This window comes from Providencia sp. PROV048 (genome assembly GCF_033688165.1).
In the GTDB taxonomy this organism is placed as follows: domain Bacteria; phylum Pseudomonadota; class Gammaproteobacteria; order Enterobacterales; family Enterobacteriaceae; genus Providencia; species Providencia hangzhouensis.
Window position 1 is genome coordinate 2,620,357 of sequence record NZ_CP096360.1, and the last position, 23,549, is coordinate 2,643,905.

A 23,549-nucleotide genomic window follows, 5' to 3' on the forward strand; every position below is an offset into this window, starting at 1 on the left:
TCATTTATTAATAATATTAGAATGTTCAACATCCAACCAGCAGATAAACTGGACTAAATGTTCCAAGAATTGCTCATCAACAAAAGGCTGTAAACTTTGACATAAAAAATAATTTATTTCATTTTGTCGTTCTGGATAACGTTGAACGAATTTTTGTGCATATTCAGATAATGTTTCTGGCCAGTCATTATCATTTTTCCAACGTAAAATATCAGTCGAACGAATGAGCTTTCTCGATGCCGCCCGATATAATAACGTTAACTCAGCATCATCATTACAATTATTGATTTGGTCGATATAAGCATTAAGCACATCAACAAAATCACCATTAACGGCTTCGGCTATTGCTCGTGAAGGGGTAAATTGGTTAAAACATGTTGCTAAATCATCCCCATAAATGCAACGGCAGTGATGCTTAATCCAATATCCCCAACTATATAGATTAGCCTCACTCATCACATCCGTAAGAATACCAATATCAAAATCAATTTTGCTGACCTCAATATGATTAACTGTTAATTGAACTTGTATTTCATTCAATCTGGTTGTTTCTAATTGAGTAAGGGCACCACATAATATAATGCATAGATCTAAATCCGATTGCTGTGGCTTCGCACAGCCTTTTGCAACACTACCATACACATACATGCTATGGAGCTTGTCTTTTAATATGCAACTCAGCCAATAAATAGATTCTGTTATTATTGACTGAAATTCTGGTTGAAACGGCCTCTCTTCAGGAACAGGAATATACTTATAATCTTTTAACTTCATAACCACCTAACTCTCAAAAATAAGTGTTTCTGTTTGTACTAACCATTCATAGTAGCCAATAACCTCGCGACCATTTAACCAACGAGACAACATATCTAATATTAACATTACACTGACTTCTTGTTTTTCTTTCTGTGAATGATTATTTGGTAAATAATGAATTCTCTGCGCATAACACATATCTGGTGTTGATAGAGCAACGTTTAAATATTGCTCATTATATTCGCCAACCACTAAACCAATAGATAAAGGATGATTAATTGCTATATTTTGAGCTCTTTGCGCTAAAATTTTCAATGTTTGTTCCACGTCAGATGGCAAAATTTGACTGGAAGAAATAGCGATCCCCGCTGAATCTAATGTCCAACTTAACAGCCCTGCGCTAAATTGTTCACTGACTATTATTTGTAATTTCCTTTCTCTTAGGGATTTTCCAATTTTTTGAGCTAAACCTTCAGTACCTTCAAATATCAAATTATCCCCTACTCCTTGCTTCACTAATTGCCAATCTCTTTCCATCAATTCTTTTTGTGACGCAGGTCCCGTTAGCTTTAATTCAATAATAGGCATTGAAGAACGATAGCCTAAAACACAGTTTTCAGGTAAAGGTAAGCTATCAAATTGCTTCGCAAGACTACTTTCACTACGGCCAAAACTGGTTAGGCGTAAACAAACTGGTGGCTCTGGCAATGTAAAATGTGCTCGTAACCTTGGCAAAATTTGCTCATTCACCATAACCTTAAATTCAGAAGGAACACCAGGAGTAAAAAAAATCAGACAATCATTCAAGACTAAAGAAAAGCCACAAGCCGTTCCTACAGGGTTATCAATTAATTCAGCATTTTCAGGGAGTAGTGCTTGTTTGCGATTTGTTTCAGGCATAACCCGCCCTCTGGCAATAAAATAACGCTCCATAACTTCAATCCACTGCGAATGCTCAACTAATGGAACTCCCGCAGCCTTAGCCGCAGCCAAAGCACTTAAATCATCACTCGTTGGCCCTAACCCTCCATTCACAATCAGAACATCTGCAGATAAACTACGTTCAAGAAAAGTAGCTACTAAACTTTCTAAATTATCGCCAACAGTGGTTCGGCTACTCAAAGGGAGACCTTGCTGAAAAAAACAGTCTGCTAACCAAGCTGCATTTGTATCAACTATTTGTCCGTGCAAAACTTCATCACCAGTACTCAACATTTCAATAACTAACATTCATGGCTCCCTGAATATACAAATCGTATTAACTTACTAAACTACCTTATTATCAAGATGACTAACATCAATTTTTATTCACCTGAATTCCCCTTTTAAAATATCCAGAACTCATTAAAAATAAATGGTTTAGGATAATTCTCACCCTATGTGGTCATAAAAAGGCTATAGTTTTATATGCAATTGAATCCATTATTTTTTCACAGCAATAATAGAGGCTACATGTTCAAACTAAAACCAATTAAATCTGTTGCATTATTTTCTTTAGTTTTATTAGTTTCTGGGTGCCAACTTGGAGGATCTCCAAATTCTAATTCAAACTCAGATTCGAAATTTGGGGAGTTAAGTGAATTAAAAAAGATAGAGTTTCCGACCATAGAGGCTCCAAAAGGCCTTTCTGAAGGAGCATTTGAGACTGAGTTCGATAATGGTCAGCCAAAATTTAAAACATGGGTATCTAAAGGATGCTTTGATAAATACATCAAAACCTACTATGAAAATGGCAAGCCTGAATCCCATATTGAACTCAAAGACTGCAAGGTACATGGAACTGTCCGCACTTACCATGAGAGTGGCCGTAACGATATCGAAGTCAACACACTGCAAGGTAAATTATCAGGGCCATTTATAATTTATCACGACACACCTAGTAATAAACCCAATATTACGGGCACATTTAAAAATGAAAAACTCGTTGGAATAGTGACCGAATTTGATGAAAATGGAACGGTTATTTCTAAAGCTCTTATCCGCGATGGTGAAATTACCGTATTGCAATAATTCAACTAACAAGATAAAACAGATGCGTATGATTTACAAAGATAGCTAAAAATAGAAACCCGCAAGTAGCGGGTTTCTAATAAATTGAAAATGAAGACGAATATAACTAAATTAGCTCTTTCACTTCAAAATTCACTTCACCGCTGAGATCAGCATCATAATCAACACCATTTAGGCCAAAGCCAAACAGACGGAGAAATTCAGCTTTATAGCCTTGGTAATCCGTTAATTCATTGATGTTGTTATCATTAAGCTGCTGCCAAATTTCACGGCATGTGTTTTGTACGTCATCACGCAATTCCCAATCATCTAAACGTAGACGATGTTTTTCATCGGTCTCTGGCACTGCGTCATTGAATAACTTAGTGGCAAATAAGCGTTGAATTTGTTCAATACAGCCTTCATGGATCCCTTTTTCTTTCATAATCTTAAAGACAATAGAGATATATAACGGCATGACAGGAATTGCAGAGGAGGCCTGTGTTACAACAGATTTTAATACAGCAACATACGCTGCCCCACCCTTGGCTTGCAATTTTTGATTGATTGCATGAGCCGCACGGTCCAAATCTTCTTTTGCTTTACCTAATGTACCATGCCAATAAATTGGCCATGTTAAATCCGTACCAATATAAGAATAAGCCACAGATTGTGCGTTATCGGCTAAAACACCCGCTTCATCTAACGCATTCATCCACAGTTCCCAGTCTTGGCCACCCATGACTTTTACTGTATCTGCGATTTCTTGTTCGTTTGCGGGTTCAACAACAGCTTCAATCAGCACATCTTTGTTGGTATCCAACGCAACAGATTTATACGGCTCGCCAATAGGTTTCAAGGCCGAGCGTACAATTTCGCCCGTTTCAGGCATTTTACGCACTGGAGAGGCCAGTGAATAAACAACTAAATCAATTTGGCCTAAATCTTGTTTAATTAAATCAATAACGGTTTGACGACATTCATCAGAAAAAGCATCACCATTAATGCTTTTTGCATACAGGCCTTCTTCTTTTGCTGCCTTGTCAAAACCTGCAGAATTGTACCAACCCGCAGAGCCTGTTTTACCTTCACTGCCTGGCTTTTCAAAAAATACACCGATGGTAGCCGCACCACTGCCAAATGCAGCATTGATACGAGAGGCAAGACCGTAACCGGTGGATGCACCAATAACTAAAACTTTCTTAGGGCCATTTTTCAGTTCGCCACGTGATTTCACGTAGGCAATTTGCTCACGCACATTGGCTTCACAGCCTGCTGGGTGAGCTGTAGTGCAGATAAAACCACGAATTTTAGGTTTGATAATCATAGTATTTTTTTCTTGGTAGCTAACAATCAGGCTCTAATATACCTGATATTATCCATTTACTTAAGACAGAGTGACAATAAATAAGGAGAACAGACCAGTTTATTGATGATTTTCCCATTAATTGCTCATTTAAAATCATTAATAGCTTCAATAACACGTCGTCATGAATCTAATTATCGATTCAAGTTAATTATTTTTCCTCTGGGCTGATTGCCTAACAAAGCCAAGAGCGCATCTAGAGACAAAACAATAGATGAAAACGCATTGCCAAATGAAAGAACAAATAGCATTAACGAGTGTAAAGCAGCTTAATAGCTGCTTATTGTGGTTTAGTTGGTATTAAATTATGGATAACCATCACTGAGTAAACAATGTCTTTTCTATCGTGAATTTTGCGAAAATGGGCATTACTAACAATACCGACCATAATCTGCATGCCATCTTTTTCATAGACTCGCTTAAATGGCGTTGTTTCGTCATCCGATATCTTATCTAAGAAATAAACATCCCGTTTATAGCGTTCGATTGTTTGCTTTGGTAAACCATAAACTTCAAACATTTTCTGGTTAATTGCATCATACTCAGCCAAAATGACTGATTGGTCTCGACTCACTTTTCCTTGGGAAGAAACTAGCATTAACGTATTTTTCTCCCGGGAAAACATCAATAAAAACAGCTTATTTGCTATTTGAGGGGAGTCCGTTGATGAGCATAATGCACCTCCCTCTTGGAATTCAGTACATTGTAATTCTTTTAAATGCAATTTACGTATCTGTTCGGGGGTTTGCCCCCACCTAAAACCATAAGGGGCATCCAGTTTTTTCGTTGTACAACCAGACACAAGTACGAGTATTAACGTAAACAAAAGTCCTTTTATCATCACTTCTCAAATTCCAATTAAGTCATCTAATTTGATACTATCAAAAACGAATAATTAATCAAAAAATTAACTTTTCTATAATCACATTAAATGACTCGATTGATTTCTGCATAATTAACTACTCTTTTTATTTTCCTGTTGCTTAACCTCTGCCATAGCAATTTCCTTCAACCAGTCAGCCAATAAAGGTTTTGTTTTTACTGTATCTAATAATGCTCGTTCATGTTTAGTTAATCGTACAACTACAACTTCAGTTTTCATGTTAGACATAGCCCGCTCCTCTTCAAGAACCAGAATAGTGACATAAAACACTAACGGAACGGTCTGACTTACGGTTTTTTACACGAATTACGCGTTAATTGACACAATAAAAAAACGTTTTGTTTTTTAATAAGCCATTGAATAAAAATAAGAAATACTACTAGGAATTGATATTAATTGAGCGGATACAAAACACTTTAAGGAAATTAGATACAAAAAAACCACCTAAAGGTGGTTAATTGTTAATTTCAAATCATAGCTGATTGGAAATTTATATGGTGCCCAGGGCGGGACTTGAACCCGCACAGCCTAAAGGCCGAGGGATTTTAAATCCCTTGTGTCTACCGATTTCACCACCTGGGCTAAATTGTCTTTCTCTAAAATTTGGGCAATTATTAACTTACCCAACTAACCCATGCATTCTATAAAATACACTGTGATTAGCAAACTTAAACACTTAATAGCGTTTAATTACTTTAAATTGGTGCCCAGGGCGGGACTTGAACCCGCACAGCCTAAAGGCCGAGGGATTTTAAATCCCTTGTGTCTACCGATTTCACCACCTGGGCTAAATTTGGAGGCGCGTCCCGGAGTCGAACCGAGCTACACGGATTTGCAATCCGGTGCATAACCGCTTTGCTAACGCGCCTTGTCCGAATTTCTTTCGAAATTTGGAGCGGGAAACGAGACTCGAACTCGCGACCCCGACCTTGGCAAGGTCGTGCTCTACCAACTGAGCTATTCCCGCATTAAGCTTCACTTTTCAGCTTATGCTTTCAAACTGGCTGATTTACTTATTTATTTTTGTAAACCATGTTGCCGTTCGATGCGTTGCATTCTACTGATTTCACCTATCGAGTCAATACAAATATTGAAATAATTGGATCGTTCGCTGTTTTTTCAATCATTTCGATCACGCTTCGCTCAAATCGCCCCATGCTGCCTTTAAATATTGGAACATTGACCAAAATGTTAAGATAGCCGCAACATACATTAGTGCAATTGAAAGGTTTTCAATTAATGGTGTTGGACGCCACAATAAACCGACTAATGACATCATTTGAGCCGTTGTTTTAAATTTACCAATCCAAGAAACTGCCACACTGCTGCGTTTACCTATCTCTGCCATCCATTCACGTAAAGACGAAATAATGATTTCACGTGCAATCATAGTTGCTGCAGGTAACGTTACATACCAAACATCATAACTTTCTGTGACTAACACTAGCGCTGTTGCGACCATAACTTTATCAGCAACAGGATCTAAAAAAGCACCAAACTTTGTAGTTTGCTTCCACAACCTTGCTAAAAAACCATCAAACCAATCAGTTACCGCTGCAATAACAAAAATAAGCGCACATGCAAACGGCCCCCAAGCGGTAGGGAGATAAAAGGCTAATACAAAAAACGGTATTAGGATGACGCGAAATAATGTCAACCACGTTGGTATGTTTAATTTCATCACGCTCACTAACTTTTTGACCAAGTTGGATATTATGAATATGTTGCCCTAAGACACTCACTGTTTCAATGCATTATAAATCTTTTCTGCAAGGGCGTATGAGATCGAGGGCACCTTTGCGATTTCTTCTATACTTGCATTACGTAAAGGTTGTAACCCGCCCATATATTTTAGCAACATCTGCCGACGTTTCGGGCCAACCCCCTCAATTGACTCTAATGCACTCGTACTTTTGACTTTTGCTCGTCGTTGTCGATGTCCCGTAATCGCATGATTATGCGACTCATCTCGGATGTGCTGTATTACATGCAAAGCTGGCGAATCAGGTGGCAATGAAAAACCTTCTCCTTCAGGCTTTAAAAATAACGTTTCAAGCCCCGCTTTCCGGTCACTACCTTTAGCAACACCAATTAACAATGGGTGTTTTTTATCCCAATCAACGTCAAGTGAATTAAATACATCCGTTGCCTGCCCTAATTGGCCTTTTCCTCCATCGATAAAGATAATGTCAGGAACTTTGCTTTCATCAATATGTTTACCATATCGACGCGTTAAAACTTGGTGCATAGCCGCGTAATCATCACCAGGAGTGATACCAGTAATGTTATAACGACGATATTCAGATTTAACTGGACCCGATTTATCAAATACAACACAAGAAGCGACGGTTTGCTCCCCCATCGTATGTGAAATATCAAAACACTCCATACGGTTGATATTTTCTAAATGAACCACTTTAGCAAGTGCTTCCATGCGCTGTTGTACTGTCGAGTGTTGTGCTAATTTAGTTGAAAGTGCAATTGATGCATTCGTTCTCGCTAATTTTAAGTAGCGAGCTCTCACACCACGAGGCTGACTTTGAATATTAATTTTACGCCCAGCGACCTCAGAAAGAGACTCAGCTAATAATTCTTTTTCTGTTAATGCAAAATCTAATAATATTTCGCCAGGTAACGTCCTATTTTCACTTCCTTGCAAATAAAACTGACCTAAAAAGGTTTGAACCACTTCCTCAAGCTGTGTATCTGTTGGAATTTTGGGGAAATAACTGCGACTTCCAAGTACTTTTCCTTGGCGAATGAAAAGTACATGCACACAAGCAAGGCCCGATTCAAAAGAAACACCAATAACGTCCAGATCATCGCTATCACCCGATACATATTGCTCCTCGGTAACTGCCCTGACTGCTTGAATTTGATCTCTAAAGCGGGCTGCATCTTCAAAACGTAGCTCTAAACTCGCCTTTTCCATACGTTCAACTAAACCAGCTAAAACTTGTTTGTCTTTTCCAGTTAAAAATAAACGAACATATTCAACTTGTTGATTATAGTCTTCATCAGAAACTAAACCGTTAACACAGGGGCCTAAGCAACGGCCAATTTGATATTGTAAACAAGGCCTTGAGCGATTTCGATACATGCTATCTTCACATTGACGTATCGGAAATAACTTCTGCATTAATGCTAATGTTTCCCTCACCGCATAAGAGCTTGGGAAGGGGCCAAAGTACTCACCTTTCGCATGTTTAGCCCCTCGATGCATCGAAATTCTAGGGTGTGCTTCACTGCTTAAAAATAGATAAGGATACGATTTATCGTCGCGTAACAATACGTTATAACGTGGTTGGTACAACTTAATATAGTTGTGTTCAAGTAATAGCGCTTCTGTTTCAGTATGAGTCACCGTCACATCAATAGAGGCGATTTGCTTAACCAACTGCTCTGTTTTGCGGCTCCCCACATTTTCGCGAAAATAACTTGATAAGCGCTTTTTGAGATCCTTTGCTTTTCCTACATAAATAACCGTTTCCCCAGCGTCATACATGCGGTATACACCAGGTTGATTAGTCACTGTTTTTAAGAAAGCTTTTGGTTCGAACTGTTCTGACACGCGAATAAACCCTGTTTTGCTGTAATTAAACCATAACTGATGGCTATATGAGTTAATTCTACATCACTACAGATATTAAGTTTACTAAACATTCGATATCGATAGGTATTGACTGTTTTAGGGCTTAAGGAAAGTGACTCTGCCACCTGTTTGATAGGCATTCCCTGAGTGATCATCAACATAATTTCTAACTCACGTCCCGATAATAAATCATATAAATCTTGTTGATTACTACAAGTTAACCGCTGAAGAGCAAGATCTTGGGCAATATCTGGAGATATTATCCGCCGCTTAGCACTCACTATTTGGATAGCTTCAATGATGTCCTCTTCTGTCACATTGATGCTAAGTAAACCGAAAATACCGATATCTAACGCTTTTAAAAAAAACGAAGGATTATTTCTGACATTATAAATAATGATCCCGACATCCGGCTGAGTTCGGCGAAGTGTTTGTATGGTTTTTAGTGAGTCATAACGAAAACTATCACTACTGATTAAAATCATATTTGCTTTTTGGCATCGATTCCATGTAACCACATGCTCTACTGATGGAAAAGAAGCAACAACTTTATAGCGTATGTGACGTGAAAAAAATGCCTCAAAACCACGAATTGCAATTTTATTATCATCAATTATTATTATATTAATCAATTAATTCACCTATTGGACTTTAAAATTAATTGCAAAAATAATAAATGAATAAATAAAAAATTTATATACACTTTTTTATTTATCTTTGTTTTATTAAAAATAACATTGAATTATAATTTAAAAGAATGATTCATGGTTATTAATAATTAAAGACCACCTTATTGGATGGTCTTTATATTAAAAATAAAATGATAGGTTATTTTTTTCCAACTAAACGACAAATGGTTTCTGATACTAAGTAGCTTTTCTCAAAAGAGCTGATTGGTAAAAACTCAAAACATGAGTGGAAATTAAGTGCACCAGTAAAATAATTTGGGGTTAAGATACCTCTTGCTGATAAAGCAGAGCCATCCGTACCACCGCGCATTGGGATCACCTTAGGTTCAACCTCTTGAATTTTCAATGCATCAAAAATTAAATCAATCGCTGTACGGTCATCTCCTAATGAGTCGCTAATATTGCTATACACATCTACAATGTTGCACTCAATTTTTGCACGCGGATGACGCGCTTTTATTAATTCAATCGCTTGTTTTATAAAGTGTTTTCGAGCTGAAAAACTATGACGGTCAAAATCACGGATCGCCATTTTAATTTTAGCGTTATCTGGGTTTGCGATTAAATCTGTCACATAAAAGTAGCCTTCGCGATGCTCTGTATGTTCTGGAGTATCAAAACGATCAAAGCACCCAATAAAATCATGAGCTACACGAATAGGATTCAACAATACATTCTTAGCTGACATAGGATGTGCGGTAATACCTTTAATTGAAACTTCAATAGAAGCAGCATTAAACGTTTCATACACAACTTCACCAAGTGCACAGCAATCAATCGTATAAGCAAAATCAACGTTAAAGCGGGATAAATCCATAATTTTAGAGCCGCGCAGGCCAATTTCTTCATCCGGTACAAACGCAACGTAGATATCGCCACAATCAAAATCGGCATATTGCAGCTTATTCATTAATTCCATAACAACCGTTACAGCGGCTTTATTATCAGCGCCCAGTACGCTAGTACCATCACTAAAAATAATATCGTCACCCACATAAGGTGCGGCTTCTGGATGCTCTGCTGCCTTAAACCAAATATTTTCTTTTTCATTTAAACATAAGTCATTACCTTCGTACTTCAAGGTTTGAGGCTTAATGATGGGAGATAAACCAACATCGACCGTATCTAGATGAGTGACAAAACCTATTTTGGGTGCAGAAGGTTTATTTCCTGGTCGCATTGCATATAAGATGGCATGGTCATCAATATAAACATCCTTAAGACCATAGCTTTCAAGCTCTTGCGCTAATAATTTTGCCAGCTCACGTTGCCCTTCTGTGCTTGGAACAACCGTGCTTGCTGCGTCACTTTGGCTTTCAATAGCGAGATAGCGATAAAAACGCTGCTCTAATTGCTTACCTAATTCGTTCATTTTATATTCCTTGCATTAACTATATTTACCCTACCTATTTAATAGGTAGGGTATTGGCCCTACTTATGGTGCAGGATGCCATGTGTAACCACTGTCGAAACCAATTGGGATATCAAAAGCCCAGAATAAATATAATGTTGAAGTTAAAATAATTAATAGCCCAACGGTGAATGGGATCATCATTGAGCACAATGTTCCTATTCCTGCATTTTTATAGTATTTCTGGCAATACATCAGGATTAACGGATAAAACGGAAACATCGGTGTGCTCACATTCATTGCAGAGTCGCTGACACGAAATGCCGCTTGGGTTAATTCAGGTGAAATTCCGACTGCCATTAGCATAGGCACTAATACTGGCGCCATAATTGCCCATTTTGATGTCGCAGAAGTAATCATAATATTTAAGATAGCCGTTAATAGAATAACGCCAAAAACGGTCATTCCAGATGGCATATCAAGTGTACGTAATAACTCTGCCCCTGAAAGCGCTAATAATGTGCCTAAATTAGAATGTTGGAATGAATATAAAAATTGGGCAGCAAAAAAAGCAAAAACAATAAATGGGATAAGTGACTTAGTAATATTTTCCATTGCCTTGACAACATCTTTTGTTGATGTAAAAGATTTCGTCATATAACCATAAACAATGCCTGGCAAAGCAAAGAAAATAAATAATAAAGGCACAACAATTTGCATGATAGGTGCTTTAGGGCTAGTTAAGCTACCATCAGGTCCACGTAATGGAGAGTTCTCTGGCCATAATAGTGCAAATAATCCGATACCTAAAGCAATTAGTACTAAACCAGAAATACGAAAAGCACGATTCTCAGCAGCAGTAATTTTACCTAAATTTTTTTCAGAATCAGTATCAACTTCGTTTGAACTGATTGGGCAGTTTTTATTTAGCCATGGTTCAACAATCTTCTCAGTGATAAACCAACAGGTAAAAATAACCCCGAATGTACCACCCAAACTAAAGAAATAGTTACATAAAACATTTACGCTATAACCCGGCGCTAGCATTTGTGCAGCATCTTGCGTAAAACTTTGCATTATTGGGTCAATAATTGATGGCGTATAGCTTGCAGTAAATCCCCCCGCTAAGCCTGCAAATGCAGCAGCAATCCCAGCTAATGGATGACGACCACTCGCATAAAACATCATTGCTGCAACTGGCATTAAAATGACATAGGCAGAATCTGAAGCAATATGAGAAACAATCCCCACAAACACCACTGTAGGCGTTAACATTCTTGGTGAAATAAACGACAACATTTTTTTCAATGCGGTATTAATGAAACCACTGCTTTCAGCAATACCAATACCTAATGTTGCCACTATCGTGATACCAAGAGGAGGGAAATTAATGAAGTTTTTAACTGCCGCAGTGATAAATAATATGATTTCCTCATACTGAAACATATTAACTATAGCAATTTTTTCTTTTGAAATAGGATGGTAATAACTAAAATCTACGAAAGAAAGCAGATAAGATAAAAACCAACATATAATCAGGGCGTACACAAACAGCATAGTCACATCAGGCATAACATTACCGATGCGCTCGACACGGTTTAAGAACCCTTTTTTCTTGGGAAGTGTTTTTGTTGTCATATTTACAAGCTACTTATGTTATTAGAATAGAAACTTTATAACAGTAAATAACCTATATATAAAAGTAAAATATTTTTGTGATTAGTTTTTACAGGATAAACCAGTTACAAAATAAAATATTAGAATTATTTATATTAATTTTAATTACCAAAAATTACATATCTTAAATTTTATTAACTTATAGATTTAAATGTAGGGTATATCACTTAAGTATTTGACTTCGAGTCTGCGCATACAAAAAAAGGAATAATAATTACACTTTTTTTGTATGCAAGTAAATTACACTAATGTATGTTATTCACGCTTTAATTTTTCAGTATTTGCAATATAAAGTGCAACGACTAGTACCAAAATCGCCCCTGCATGCAACAAAGTTGTCATAGGGTCACTATGATCAACGATAATTAAACGAATAATCGCAGTAATACCAATATAGATAAAATACCTTAACGGGAAATGATAGCCCGACATAAAATATTTTATTATCAAGGCAATAAACTCAAAGTATAAAAAATAAATGACAATGCCTTCTAACAACTCATAGGCCGTCGCCCCTTTTGAGCTACCAAACATTAATGAGGCCATTGTCACCGTTTCTTTAGCTAAAAAGAATACAAGTACGGCAGCGAGTGAGATCAAGCCAATATTTAATATCCATTGTAGTACCCACGCGATATTACTCGCATGACGCATTCCTTTCATACTATTCATTTGTTATTCCTCTGAACAACTTCTAAACCTAGTCATTACCTTAATTGTAAAACAAATTTAAGTCGACCGCATGACAAATAAGAGGTCAATTTAACGAATAGAATCAAAAAATATAGTCTGATCGACTGCCACTGTATTCCTTATTACTTACTATTAAATCTATAGCCACAGAGTTTAATCCGATGATGGGGACATCATTTCCATAATATCTTTCTCTGTCAACATGGGTGTTCTTTCAACAAAGTTATAATATTTGGGCTTACTATCTATGTAAATTTGCATACTCATTTGCGCATCTTTACTCTCTTTAAATAAAGCTGCTGATGCATAATATGTTGAAGGTGTGAGTAAATGATAAAAAAGGTGTGAACCACAATTCTTACAAAATGCACGTTCTCCCCATTGAGATGATGCAAAAATTGACACAGACTCTTGCCCCTCTACCATTAAATCGTTACCACAATCAACACTAAAGCCAGGGCCGCCATTCCATTTTTGACACATTCCACAATGGCATACACTGACATGACTAATATCTTTTGCTGTTGTGATTTTTACAGAACCACACAAACATTGGCCTTGATGCATAGAATTTCCTTTATGTAGGTCGTAGATTTATTACTCAATATACGCATGTTTACAGCAAAAAATTCAGATATGACTTACTTTTCATGTATTCTGAATTGTCGGCCAGTAAAACGTTTATCGTTAACAATATTACGCAACTGAGAACTATCAAGTTCTTTCGCTTCCCGTTCAAACTCTATATCTGCTTCATTTTGATCTGTATTTTGTAACACATACTCATACGCTACTTTATTGTGCGCTATAATTTCTGTTAATACTGTATTATTCGCAGCTTGAGCCGCTATTGAAAAGCCAGTCAAAATAACGATCATAATAAATATACGAGCTAGTAATGTTTTTTTCATCATTATCTCCTATTCCGTTATGACTGTTTTAGCGCAAATCCCTGTCAGAAAAAACAGGCTATAAGTAAGTGTTCTCATGATTAAGTAAAGAGACGTCAGAACTGTCAATGACGTAAATCGAAACCAAATAGGGTACTATTCCCTATTTGGTTAATACCAATATCTAGTTATAATTCTTCATGATTCGCCTTATCTGTAGAATTGACTTCTCTTAACAAATACCAGCAGAAATATATTAATACTAATATTCCAACAAATAACAATACCCATAAGGTAATCGTCAACCAGTTAAAACTACCGTCAACCACTTCCGTTATAGTTAGCCTATCTACACCACCCAACTCAATGATTGTATTATCAAGAAATAGCTGAGGATAATTTGTCATTAACTCATCAACGCTATCTGTTTTCCCTACAAGCTGGCTTGTGGTCAATTCATCAAAACTAGCTTGTTTATTCCCCCAAACAAGTAAATACGGAGCGGGACCTTGCAAATTAAAAATAAGGTTATAAGCATCTCGTTTTCCCGTTAGCCTTGGTGGCTGATCTTCCCAACTCCCTTTGAGGGCTGAAATTCTTACTTTCCCCACCATTTCACCATAGAGCGCTGTGCTCGGATTGCTAATTAAATCACCATCTATTGTTTGATTATATGCAACAATGTTAGTGAGTAATTTCCAGCTTTCACCTCTATCAGATGAATACTCTATTTTTAGTGGGATCACGCGGTTTGATTGTTGCAATTGTATTTGTAATTCACTCAGTGGCTGTGCTCTTGGTAATTGATAGATTATATGATCTTTTGAAACACCATCATTCGTCATCTCAAAATGAAATAGTTCTTGACGATAAGTTGAATTAAGCACGCTAGAGGTCGCATTGACCTTTAATAAGTCAGGTATAACAATATCTGGACCACTTACTATTACAGCCATAAGATAAGGTGCATTCAATGCCTTTGAGTTGCCATTTAATAACTCAATATTATTGCTTGCAATAGTTTCTGAATTTAACTTCAAATTCATAATCGGCTGATTTGTTGCTATATTTAGCCAATTTTCTTTGTCGTCACTGGCAAAAACAAATACCTTTGCCTGCCATTCTTTCTCGCTTTTAGCCCAGTCTAATACTAGGTTTTTAATTGGCGTATCTTTAGTTTGACTTTGATTTTTCGTTAATAAATAAGCCTGATAAGCCACGTTGTCTTTAACTTGCATACTAGGCAACTCAATTCTATTCACTTTGCCAGGGATAGATTCTACTAATAGATGTTGCTTTTCTCTACGCACATCATCATGGGAGTTAACGCTATCAACCTGAGTGACCAAACGCTGTGGTGTAAAAATGATCTTTTCATTTGAAACGGATTTTTCCGTATCTGAAAATAATACTGAAGGTATTTCATTACCAGTACCATTAAAGACTCGAACATCTTGCAACGTTTTGGGGTACGCTGAGTTCATATACGCATTTACGGGAAGCTCTAACCAGTAAAAAGGAGCCGATGAATCAAGCACATTTATTTCTGAGCCTTGATAAAAACTATAAGGAGTAACCTCTTCTACTGCCTCTGCATTCAAATGACTTGAAAACAATAATGACAATGAGAAGGCTGCAATGAGCCTTACTAGTCCTGTATTTTTAATTAAACTCATGGTTGTATCTCCTTATCAACTTTCCCTTTTGTATCTTTTGGTGGTAATGGCGAAAAATACCCAACAATTAAAATTAATAATGCAACACCAATAAAAGAAATTGCACGAGAAATACCACCTTGCCCGTATATATCAATTAAGAATAACTTGGCAATAACACAAGCAAAAATACCAGCCCCCATAAACCACCAAATTCGATTTTTCTTAATAGAGGCAATAATAATACAGACTAAGGCAGCCAGTGCCCAACTGATAGAAAGTACAGTTTGCACTAAGCGTGAATCATAAAGTGTGTCATAGTTCCAATTTAGCTCAGCAAAATCTGCTATTGCACGAATTAAAATACCGTTAAACCAATAAGCAGAAAGTGCAATTGTGACTACTAACAAACCACGTAAAACCCAAAAGTTAACCGCTGTTACTTTACGTATTTTTTGAGAAAGCCCTTTACGTATTAAAACTAACGTAGCGATACTAAATAACCCAGCTTCATCTAATGGATTGATTAGCGGTATATAATTCCAAAATGTCAATTTACCATCTTCTAAATTAGCATAGCCAGACAATATAATTAGCCCGATAGCAACAGGAGTCATCGAATACCAATAAATCAGCCCATTACGTTTCATCGGTGGCATTCTATTTTGTTGTAGCCAATAGAGAACAATAACAGTTAGCGTTATGGCCATGACATAAATAAAATATCCCATTTCGTGCATGCCCCAAGGTAAAATGGAGACGAACCAATTCACTTGAGTGGCAATAAACGCAAGAATTAGCCATAAATTGGCGCTATGGAGTATTCTTTGCATCCAACGATCACGAAGCTTATATGCATGAATAACAAATAAAATAGAACTACCTAAAACAACTGGCCATATGAGAGAACCTTCACCACGCCCCATTGGGTTTTGGTCGTTTAAGAAATCTAAACCGAGATAATAATAACCTGCAATCCATAAAATAGACTGGCAAAGTAGCAAAGGAACCCAATTAATATAGATAGCATATAAACGCCAGAACCAAACTGAAATAACAACCAAAACTAGAATAATAAAGCCTTCAGACTCACGACTCCATGATAAAATATCAGTAAATAACGGTAACCAGCACAACCAAGTCACCAAACCAATAATTAAGAAACCATAACTAAATAAAGTAAAGTTACTGTCTTCTTTACGACGAATATGGAAAAGCCCACCAGCCATAAAGCAGGCTATTAATAGCACTGGAACCATATAAGTACTACTACGGCTCCAATATAAATAAGGATAATCACTTAACAAAGTGATTGCGCTAATAACAATTAATAACGAGCCGATAGCCGCCATTTTTTTCTGGTTTTGCTGTAAACCGAACCAGAGGATTAACAACCCTTCTAATGACCAAATAATCGAGGTCCACTCAAATGTTAGCGCTAATGGAATAGCTAAAGTGATAAACCCAGCACCGATAATAATATTTGCTAGCGCCATATTCTTGCCTGCGGATTTATAGCGTTTATGCACTTGTAAACCAGTAATCAGATATAACAAACCTACTATCAGTGAAATAAAGGCTGGCAGCAAACCTTCCCCTTCTGAAATAAAGAATTGAAGTGCAATACTGATAAAAGGAGGGACAAATAGAAGTGTATTATCAACAACCAATTGCTTACTGTGTTCAAAGCGTAGTGAGAATAGCTGTGTTAAGGCATTAAATACCACTAAATTAGCGATAATAAAAAGTTGGCAAGATAAATAATAGTCTGACTGGTAATTATCTAGCCCCCATAAAATGGCAACACCATAAGTCATCACCATACCAACTAAATTTAAAGGTCGCCAAGCTTGCCACACACTAATAACTAAGATACCAATTGATAACATCAAATAATAAGAAAATAAAATAACATGGCTTCCACCGCCAGTCGAAAGCAATATAGGTGCTAAATACCCACCTATCGATGCAAGAATAGCTAAACTAATTGTACGTTGCAATAATGCCAAAGCAATACTTGCCGCGCAAATAAGTAACATAAAGGCAAATGCCATCCCATAAGGCATCATCGTATACAGTTTAAAAGCAGCAAAAATAGTGATATACAAGCAACCAATTGCCCCCCCTTGTAAAATCAACCCAAATAATGCCTTTTTATTCCGTAGCCACCAGCCAGTACCTAATAAAGCTAAGCACCCTACTGCGCTGAAGATTAAACGCATTTGAGGTGAAATAATTTCATTTTGCACACTGTAATTCAGCAAATATGCGACACCTAGGAATAACAGTAGGATACCAATTTTAGCAACCGGGTTTCCTTTCATTAACCAACTAAAGAAATGATTGAATATTGATTTATCATCACTGGCAGTATTTTGCTTTGTCTCAGGTTGATTTTGATTAAACCGATTTGCGTCTACTCGCTGTGCTTGCGTGTTATCAAACCTATTCGGATTGATACTTTCATTACTTAAAGGATGATTAAGGGAATTTTCATGGGTAGTTTGTTCCCTAATGAGAGGCGAGTTTTCTGTATCCGATAAATCATGCTCTTTTTCAACTGGCAGATAAGTCACATGGCTCATTGAGGAAATTTCTTGCTGTCTGTCTTGTTTAGCATCAACACCCGAAAGAGATTCGCTCCCCTCTTGCTCTATGTGCGTATTTTGTATTTCATCTAAACCTGATTGGGAAGACGTCACACTATCGACAGATATACTTGGCGTGTATTTAGCGTTTAAAAGCTGGGCTTCTAATGAAGAAACCTTCTGATTTAACATCGAAATTTGGTACTGCATCCGACCTGTTCGATTGATGGCAATGATAGCAAGTATCGGAGCTAGCACTAGCAGGAAAACGAATACAAGTCCTATTAGTATCCAAGTGTCCACAAATAGGTTTCCTCATAAAAAAATTCACAATTTAGAATCTGGAAAATAAAGGCTGTGATTACTGCTAGTGTAGATAGCATTGATCCCCTTGCCAACCAAATGTAATAAACTGTTACAAAATAATTCATTACATGCTGCTTTTAGGTATACCTTAGACAAAAAAGAAGCGATACTTCCCTTCTTTTATGTATGACTTATTAATACTCCCATTAGTTATTTTAGTAACTAAGAAACCCCTTAATCATCATTTAATGATAATTTCATTCATAAAGAATAGGTAACTGATATAACTATCTATTCTTAATGTTCCTTTTTAGATGCTCAAAAAATTAGTCATTAAAATTTTATTAGTACAATTTTTTTTATTATGTTATCTATATAATAGCTTTATCTGCAAACATTACTCTAATACTTATTATCCTTAAATGACTAAAGTCATTTATAATTATGTTAATTAGTTTCTTAATTAAGCACTGATAAAAACATAAATGTTTTAATTTAAATAAAGTTAACACACGGGAAAATGTTAACTGTCATTCCACAGATTTTTTATTCGACAAAGCCTATCGCATAATATCGGGAGAATTTTTAATGTTAACTCACATTATACTTGCTGCTTTAGGGCCCATTGTTCTTGGATTAGCCGTCGGTTGGCTATCGGGTAAATATGGGTTTATCAAAAGAGAGTATTCCCAAGCCTTTGCTGACTTTGTAGTTAAAATAGCATTACCATTTGCATTATTTCTAGCTGCTGCACAGGCTCCACCCTCGGTATTGCTCAATATTGACTACTTATTAGCATTAGCCGTAGGACTAATTGCAACATACGTGATTGGTTTTATTTTTGGTAAGTTTATTTTTCGTCACAATAAGAAAGATGCTGCAATGCAAGCATTGTCGGTGTCTTTTCCTGATATGGCCTACTGTGGGCCACCTGTCTTGCTCGCAACTGTCGGGTCATCAGGCTTAATCGCTATGGTATTAGGCAACCTTATTTATACTGTCATTATTATCCCATTTACTCTCTTAATGATCAGTGGCTCACAACAAGGGCATAGTGTCTTTAAATCTGTTGGAAAAGCCATTGCCCAGCCCTTAGTTTTTCTTCCTATTCTAGGGGCATTATTGGCTATTTTTGGTGTTAAATTACCTGAAATATTACAAAACTCAGTTAATGAATTAGGTAAAACAGCAGGCGGAGTCGCTTTATTCTTCCTTGGATTGCTCCTTTCAGGAATCAAACTGACAATAAGTAAGGAAATTATATTTAACGTCTTTATCAAAAACTTTGTTCAAGCCGCTCTTATTTTAGGGACTGGGCTCGCTTTAGGATTACAAGATGATTTACTTAAAGCCGCGTTTATCATTGGTGTATTACCCACCGCGACCGCTGTTCCTGCATTAGCAATTAGTAATCAGGCCTATACGGAAACCTCTGCTGGAACCGTGTTATTAAGTACACTTGCTGCCTTAATTTCGATTATTGGCGGTATCACTATCGTCGAAATGCTTTAGCTTTCAAATTAATGGTAGCCTAAACATAGGCTGCCATTTCATTACGGCACTAAATTCTCTGTTGCTTTTATCACCTATAATTTGCCAGACAGATCACAAAAAACGTATCATAGAGATAAGTACTTTTCTTTTATACACCTAGGATACGAACAAAAAATGAAAATTAGTGATGAGTTAGCTTCCGCTATCGCTTCCGTTACCGAAGTCGCTGCTGTAGCTGCCTTCGATTGGGTAGGTAAACAAGATAAAAATGCCGCAGATAAAGCCGCTGTTGAAGCAATGAGAAATCGCCTAAATGAAATTGATTTTCATGGCAAAATTGTCATTGGTGAAGGTGAAATCGACGATGCTCCCATGCTATATATTGGCGAGCAAGTTGGCAAACAATCCGGGTCTGTTGGGTTAGATATCGCAGTAGATCCTATTGATGGAACACGTATGGTGGCTTGTAATGAAAAAAATGCCATTGCCGTACTTGCTGCCGCGCCAACGGGAACACTGCTTCAAGCACCTGATATGTATATGGAAAAACTTGTTGTTGGTGCCGCAGCGAAAGGAGCTGTTCACCTAGCAAATCCCCTAGAAAAAAATTTAGAATTTCTTTCCTCCGCACTGAATAAACCCATTTCAAATCTTTCAATCGCAGTGCTTGATAAACCTCGCCATCAACATATTATTAAAACTATCCGTAATTTTGGTGCGAATGTGATTACCATCCCTGATGGTGATGTACTCGCCTCATTACTTACCATTCTTCCGGAGCATCCCATTGATATGATGTATGGGACTGGTGGTGCTCCTGAAGGCATTATCAGTGCAGCCATCGCACGCGCTTTAGGCGGTGATATGCAAGCAAGGCTAATTTCTCGAGATAAAGCCAAAGGTGATAGCGAAGAAAACAAACAACTCGCGGCACAAGAAATATTGCGCTGTCAACAAATGGGGTTAGAAATTGGTGAAGTGCTATCTTTAGACCAGATGGTGAGTACTTCTGATGTCATATTTGCCGCCACAGCTATCACACCAACCATCTTGATGGATGGTGTATCAATAGATGCGTACAGCCGTATTTCAAATACCATTTTGGTTAATGGTAGTGACCGCTCGCTAAAACTGATTAATAATCGCTATTTTAATTAATACGTCTATTACCGTATGTCACATATATCAAAAGGGCTTTTTAGCCCTTTTGATTACTGCGATTTAAGATGAAAATTAACGCTCAAGAGTCATACGATTTAACATCGGAGCGGTTAAAACCATCAAAATTGCAATCACACCAGTCACTAAACCAATCTTCAAGAATACGTCACTGTACACAGCCAAAGATTCGACTTTGCTGGTAAGTTCACCTTCTGGTGCTGCTGCCATTGAAGCAACGTACCCTGCAATAAATGCGGCCGCTGAGTTTGTTAAGAACCATGCGCCCATAATAAAGCCCATTAAACGCTGTGGAACTAACTGAGCTACCATCGCAAGGCCAAGACCTGAGATCATCAGCTCACCAATACTTTGGAAGCCATAGCAGATAACTAGCCATTGAACAGAAACAATCCCAGCTTCATTTGCAAATTTCGCACCTAATGGCAAAACTAAGAATGCCGCGGAACATAGCAACATACCAATAGCAAATTTATGTGGCATCGGTAAGTTGTCGCCCATTTTATTATAAATTGCAGCTAAAATTGGGCTTCCAATCATGATCCATAATGGGTTCAGAGCTTGGTATTGTGCAGGTTCAATAGAAAAACCAAAAACTTCATGCTCTACGTTATGTAATGCAAAGAAGTTTAGCGATGTAGGCATTTGGCTATAAAGAACAAAGAATACAATCGCTTCAAGCATTAGAATCAATGCAACAATCATGCGGCGACGCGCCGTACCTTTCAGTGCTAATGTTTCTTTGATAAAGATAACTAAAATACCCAAAGAAATAATCGCTAATGCTGTACGAGCAATACCGAGGTTATGCAATAGCCATGTAGAAATCGCGATTAATGCAATAACCCCTGCTACTGTAGCAACTAATCTTGAAAGAACAACAGGAGCAAAGTCAGGTTTTGAGCCATGTTGAGAAACCCATTTTTTACACATATAGAAGTTAATCAATGTGATAATCAGGCCCACAACACTAAGAGAGAACGCGACATCCCAACCATAATGTTTTGCTAACCATGGTGTTGCAATCATTGAGAAGAATGAACCAATATTAACGGACATATAATACATGGTAAATGCGCCGTCTAACCGTGGGTCATCTTTTTCATAGCAGGTCGATAAGAGTGATGATGGATTCGCTTTAAATAAACCATTACCAACTGCAATGGTTGCTAAACCAACATAGACCATCGATACATCATGCCCTGAGAAAGCAACAAATGCATACCCTGCAATCAGAGTGATTGTTCCAAGGACAATGACACGTTTTGTTCCAAGGACTTTATCCCCTAACCAACCGCCAACTGCAACAAAGCCATAAACTAATGCTGCAAACGCTGAGAAAAGTGTAATTGATTCTGTTTCTGACATACCCAGCACTTGGCTTAGGTATATTGGAAGGATCCCTTGAAGACCGTAGTAACCAAAACGTTCCCAGAGCTCGATAGAAAAAATAAGATAGAATGAGCGAGGTTGCTTAAACGCGTTAAGACTAACTTCCTCTTTGTTATTTGTTGTGGACACAAGTTACCTCTAGTACAACCTGTACATATGCAAAAAAACCACGGAACGCTCTATGCGCTCTCGCATTGTTATGATCTCAAGAATTCAAAGTTGAAAAGATTCACTTTTGGTAGGAGGAGTATCATTCCCTGACCTCAAAACAAACAAAACTGTGTGTAGACTTGTTTATGGATCTCAAACATAAATTCAATGAGTTAAAGCATATTTGATTATTTATTCAACATTAACTGGCAGATAACCCGCCAAGAACCCAATAATCAATTAAGCCATATACGTTATTTATGCACCAAAATTAAAGAATTAGCTAGTATTAATTACTACATCAATTAAATTTAATCGTGATTTACTTCAATTTTTTACAAAACCACCAAATTATCATCGATTACTAATTAATCATTTGTTCGTTAAATGTTAAGAATATTGTACTGCATTGAAACTATAATGCCGCTATTTATCACACTATGATTTATTGCTGTATATGTTATGGAAAGCTAAAAATATCCATTTCAAGGTAACTCTATTTTTACTTTTATTGGTAGGAAAGACGTTAGAAGATGTCGCTGAAGAAGCATTCAAACTGGAGTTTTGGATAAAAAAAAGCCCAGTAACAAACTGGGCATAATGCATTCTACTCAAGGATCTTTTGCTAAATTCAAACTATCACTACGTAGGTGCATTATTACATTACTTCGTGTAAAGAAATGAATGATGAGGGTAAATATATGAATGTTTACGCAAGCAAACAGTATATAGATACTAATAAGACTGGCTAAGAAGGAAAAAAGTTCATCTTTTTTTAAAATTTTTATCTGTTCTTTGCCCAATGTGCTAATAGCAATAATTAACCATTTGATTTATTAGAATTAATATAAAATATCTTTCATATCATTGCAGGAACTTATCTAACAAGATAACGTAGC

At 37.0% G+C, this 23,549-nt stretch carries 19 protein-coding genes and 4 tRNA genes; 3 read left to right on the forward strand and 20 right to left on the reverse strand.

Annotated elements, in window-relative coordinates; translation table 11 throughout:
* Positions 1-774, reverse strand: a complete 774-nt coding sequence (locus tag M1F26_RS11565) for a nucleotidyltransferase domain-containing protein (RefSeq protein WP_200129144.1) — start codon at positions 772-774, stop codon at positions 1-3.
* A 6-nt stretch (positions 775-780) separates the two neighbouring features.
* On the reverse strand, positions 781-1,986 hold the full coding sequence (locus tag M1F26_RS11570) for a nicotinamide mononucleotide deamidase-related protein YfaY (protein ID WP_140170664.1): 1,206 nt from the start codon (positions 1,984-1,986) through the stop codon (positions 781-783).
* Positions 1,987-2,163: 177 nt separating this feature from the next.
* Between M1F26_RS11570 and M1F26_RS11575 the strand changes: the two genes are divergently transcribed.
* Positions 2,164-2,766: a toxin-antitoxin system YwqK family antitoxin gene (locus M1F26_RS11575; protein WP_227528806.1), complete on the forward strand. Its 603-nt coding sequence runs from the start codon at positions 2,164-2,166 to the stop codon at positions 2,764-2,766.
* A gap of 106 nt (positions 2,767-2,872) precedes the next feature.
* Here the strand turns inward: M1F26_RS11575 and fabV are convergent, their stop codons facing one another.
* The 17 genes from fabV to M1F26_RS11660 all read right to left on the reverse strand — a co-directional run bounded on the left by fabV (position 2,873) and on the right by M1F26_RS11660 (position 18,432).
* Positions 2,873-4,072, reverse strand: coding sequence for an enoyl-ACP reductase FabV (fabV, locus tag M1F26_RS11580; protein WP_140170665.1), 1,200 nt, complete (start codon positions 4,070-4,072; stop codon positions 2,873-2,875).
* A gap of 319 nt (positions 4,073-4,391) precedes the next feature.
* Positions 4,392-4,952: a hypothetical protein gene (locus M1F26_RS11585; protein ID WP_140170666.1), complete on the reverse strand. Its 561-nt coding sequence runs from the start codon at positions 4,950-4,952 to the stop codon at positions 4,392-4,394.
* A gap of 114 nt (positions 4,953-5,066) precedes the next feature.
* On the reverse strand, positions 5,067-5,222 hold the full coding sequence (locus M1F26_RS11590) for an MbeCy (protein WP_125890884.1): 156 nt from the start codon (positions 5,220-5,222) through the stop codon (positions 5,067-5,069).
* Between the two features lie 267 nt (positions 5,223-5,489).
* Positions 5,490-5,576: transfer RNA gene (locus M1F26_RS11595), tRNA-Leu, on the reverse strand.
* A gap of 119 nt (positions 5,577-5,695) precedes the next feature.
* Positions 5,696-5,782 (reverse strand) — tRNA-Leu (locus M1F26_RS11600).
* A gap of 6 nt (positions 5,783-5,788) precedes the next feature.
* A tRNA-Cys gene (locus M1F26_RS11605) sits at positions 5,789-5,862 on the reverse strand.
* 23 nt (positions 5,863-5,885) lie between these two features.
* A tRNA-Gly gene (locus M1F26_RS11610) sits at positions 5,886-5,961 on the reverse strand.
* A gap of 165 nt (positions 5,962-6,126) precedes the next feature.
* Positions 6,127-6,675, reverse strand: coding sequence for a CDP-diacylglycerol--glycerol-3-phosphate 3-phosphatidyltransferase (gene pgsA, locus M1F26_RS11615; RefSeq protein WP_125890883.1), 549 nt, complete (start codon positions 6,673-6,675; stop codon positions 6,127-6,129).
* Positions 6,676-6,732: 57 nt separating this feature from the next.
* Entirely contained in the window at positions 6,733-8,565 is a 1,833-nt protein-coding gene (gene uvrC / locus M1F26_RS11620) for an excinuclease ABC subunit UvrC (protein ID WP_140170667.1), read from the reverse strand.
* Positions 8,532-9,218 (reverse strand): LuxR C-terminal-related transcriptional regulator, encoded by a 687-nt coding sequence (locus M1F26_RS11625; protein WP_140170668.1) that lies wholly within the window; start codon positions 9,216-9,218, stop codon positions 8,532-8,534. Before M1F26_RS11625 ends, uvrC begins: the two co-directional genes overlap by 34 nt.
* Before the next feature lie 196 nt (positions 9,219-9,414).
* Positions 9,415-10,647 (reverse strand): peptidase T, encoded by a 1,233-nt coding sequence (pepT, locus tag M1F26_RS11630; protein WP_140170669.1) that lies wholly within the window; start codon positions 10,645-10,647, stop codon positions 9,415-9,417.
* Positions 10,648-10,710: 63 nt separating this feature from the next.
* On the reverse strand, positions 10,711-12,264 hold the full coding sequence (locus M1F26_RS11635) for an AbgT family transporter (protein ID WP_004263378.1): 1,554 nt from the start codon (positions 12,262-12,264) through the stop codon (positions 10,711-10,713).
* A 294-nt stretch (positions 12,265-12,558) separates the two neighbouring features.
* Entirely contained in the window at positions 12,559-12,966 is a 408-nt protein-coding gene (psiE, locus tag M1F26_RS11640; protein WP_172412229.1) for a phosphate-starvation-inducible protein PsiE, read from the reverse strand.
* A 183-nt stretch (positions 12,967-13,149) separates the two neighbouring features.
* Entirely contained in the window at positions 13,150-13,563 is a 414-nt protein-coding gene (locus M1F26_RS11645) for a GFA family protein (protein WP_094961219.1), read from the reverse strand.
* A gap of 74 nt (positions 13,564-13,637) precedes the next feature.
* Positions 13,638-13,910 carry a hypothetical protein gene (locus M1F26_RS11650; RefSeq protein WP_148699127.1) on the reverse strand — a complete coding sequence of 91 codons (273 nt, stop codon included), beginning with the start codon at positions 13,908-13,910 and terminating at the stop codon, positions 13,638-13,640.
* 164 nt (positions 13,911-14,074) lie between these two features.
* Positions 14,075-15,562, reverse strand: a complete 1,488-nt coding sequence (locus tag M1F26_RS11655; protein WP_140170670.1) for a DUF3999 family protein — start codon at positions 15,560-15,562, stop codon at positions 14,075-14,077.
* The gene (locus M1F26_RS11660) at positions 15,559-18,432 is read right to left on the reverse strand and encodes a DUF2339 domain-containing protein (protein ID WP_140170671.1); all 2,874 of its coding nucleotides are present in this window, start codon (positions 18,430-18,432) and stop codon (positions 15,559-15,561) included. The genes M1F26_RS11655 and M1F26_RS11660 overlap by 4 nt, the downstream gene beginning before the upstream one ends.
* 591 nt (positions 18,433-19,023) lie before the next feature.
* Here M1F26_RS11660 and M1F26_RS11665 point away from each other — a divergent pair.
* The gene (locus M1F26_RS11665) at positions 19,024-19,947 is read left to right on the forward strand and encodes an AEC family transporter (RefSeq protein ID WP_004910140.1); all 924 of its coding nucleotides are present in this window, start codon (positions 19,024-19,026) and stop codon (positions 19,945-19,947) included.
* 162 nt (positions 19,948-20,109) lie between these two features.
* A complete protein-coding gene (gene glpX / locus M1F26_RS11670) occupies positions 20,110-21,087 on the forward strand; it encodes a class II fructose-bisphosphatase (protein ID WP_410482056.1) in 978 nt (325 codons plus the stop codon).
* 75 nt (positions 21,088-21,162) lie between these two features.
* Here glpX and dtpA read toward each other — a convergent pair whose 3' ends face one another.
* The gene (dtpA, locus tag M1F26_RS11675) at positions 21,163-22,629 is read right to left on the reverse strand and encodes a dipeptide/tripeptide permease DtpA (RefSeq protein WP_200129145.1); all 1,467 of its coding nucleotides are present in this window, start codon (positions 22,627-22,629) and stop codon (positions 21,163-21,165) included.
* Positions 22,630-23,549: the final 920 nt, after the last annotated feature.

Bases quoted from the DNA above. Each gene is read 5' to 3' on its own strand.
- M1F26_RS11565 (WP_200129144.1), bottom strand. From the start codon at position 774: ATGAAGTTAAAAGATTATAAGTATATTCCTGTTCCTGAAGAGAGGCCG.
- M1F26_RS11570 (WP_140170664.1), bottom strand. From the start codon at position 1,986: ATGTTAGTTATTGAAATGTTGAGTACTGGTGATGAAGTTTTGCACGGA.
- M1F26_RS11575 (WP_227528806.1), top strand. From the start codon at position 2,164: ATGCAATTGAATCCATTATTTTTTCACAGCAATAATAGAGGCTACATG.
- fabV (WP_140170665.1), bottom strand. From the start codon at position 4,072: ATGATTATCAAACCTAAAATTCGTGGTTTTATCTGCACTACAGCTCAC.
- M1F26_RS11585 (WP_140170666.1), bottom strand. From the start codon at position 4,952: ATGATAAAAGGACTTTTGTTTACGTTAATACTCGTACTTGTGTCTGGT.
- M1F26_RS11590 (WP_125890884.1), bottom strand. From the start codon at position 5,222: ATGTCTAACATGAAAACTGAAGTTGTAGTTGTACGATTAACTAAACAT.
- pgsA (WP_125890883.1), bottom strand. From the start codon at position 6,675: ATGAAATTAAACATACCAACGTGGTTGACATTATTTCGCGTCATCCTA.
- pepT (WP_140170669.1), bottom strand. From the start codon at position 10,647: ATGAACGAATTAGGTAAGCAATTAGAGCAGCGTTTTTATCGCTATCTC.
- M1F26_RS11635 (WP_004263378.1), bottom strand. From the start codon at position 12,264: ATGACAACAAAAACACTTCCCAAGAAAAAAGGGTTCTTAAACCGTGTC.
- psiE (WP_172412229.1), bottom strand. From the start codon at position 12,966: ATGAAAGGAATGCGTCATGCGAGTAATATCGCGTGGGTACTACAATGG.
- M1F26_RS11645 (WP_094961219.1), bottom strand. From the start codon at position 13,563: ATGCATCAAGGCCAATGTTTGTGTGGTTCTGTAAAAATCACAACAGCA.
- M1F26_RS11650 (WP_148699127.1), bottom strand. From the start codon at position 13,910: ATGATGAAAAAAACATTACTAGCTCGTATATTTATTATGATCGTTATT.
- M1F26_RS11655 (WP_140170670.1), bottom strand. From the start codon at position 15,562: ATGAGTTTAATTAAAAATACAGGACTAGTAAGGCTCATTGCAGCCTTC.
- M1F26_RS11665 (WP_004910140.1), top strand. From the start codon at position 19,024: ATGTTAACTCACATTATACTTGCTGCTTTAGGGCCCATTGTTCTTGGA.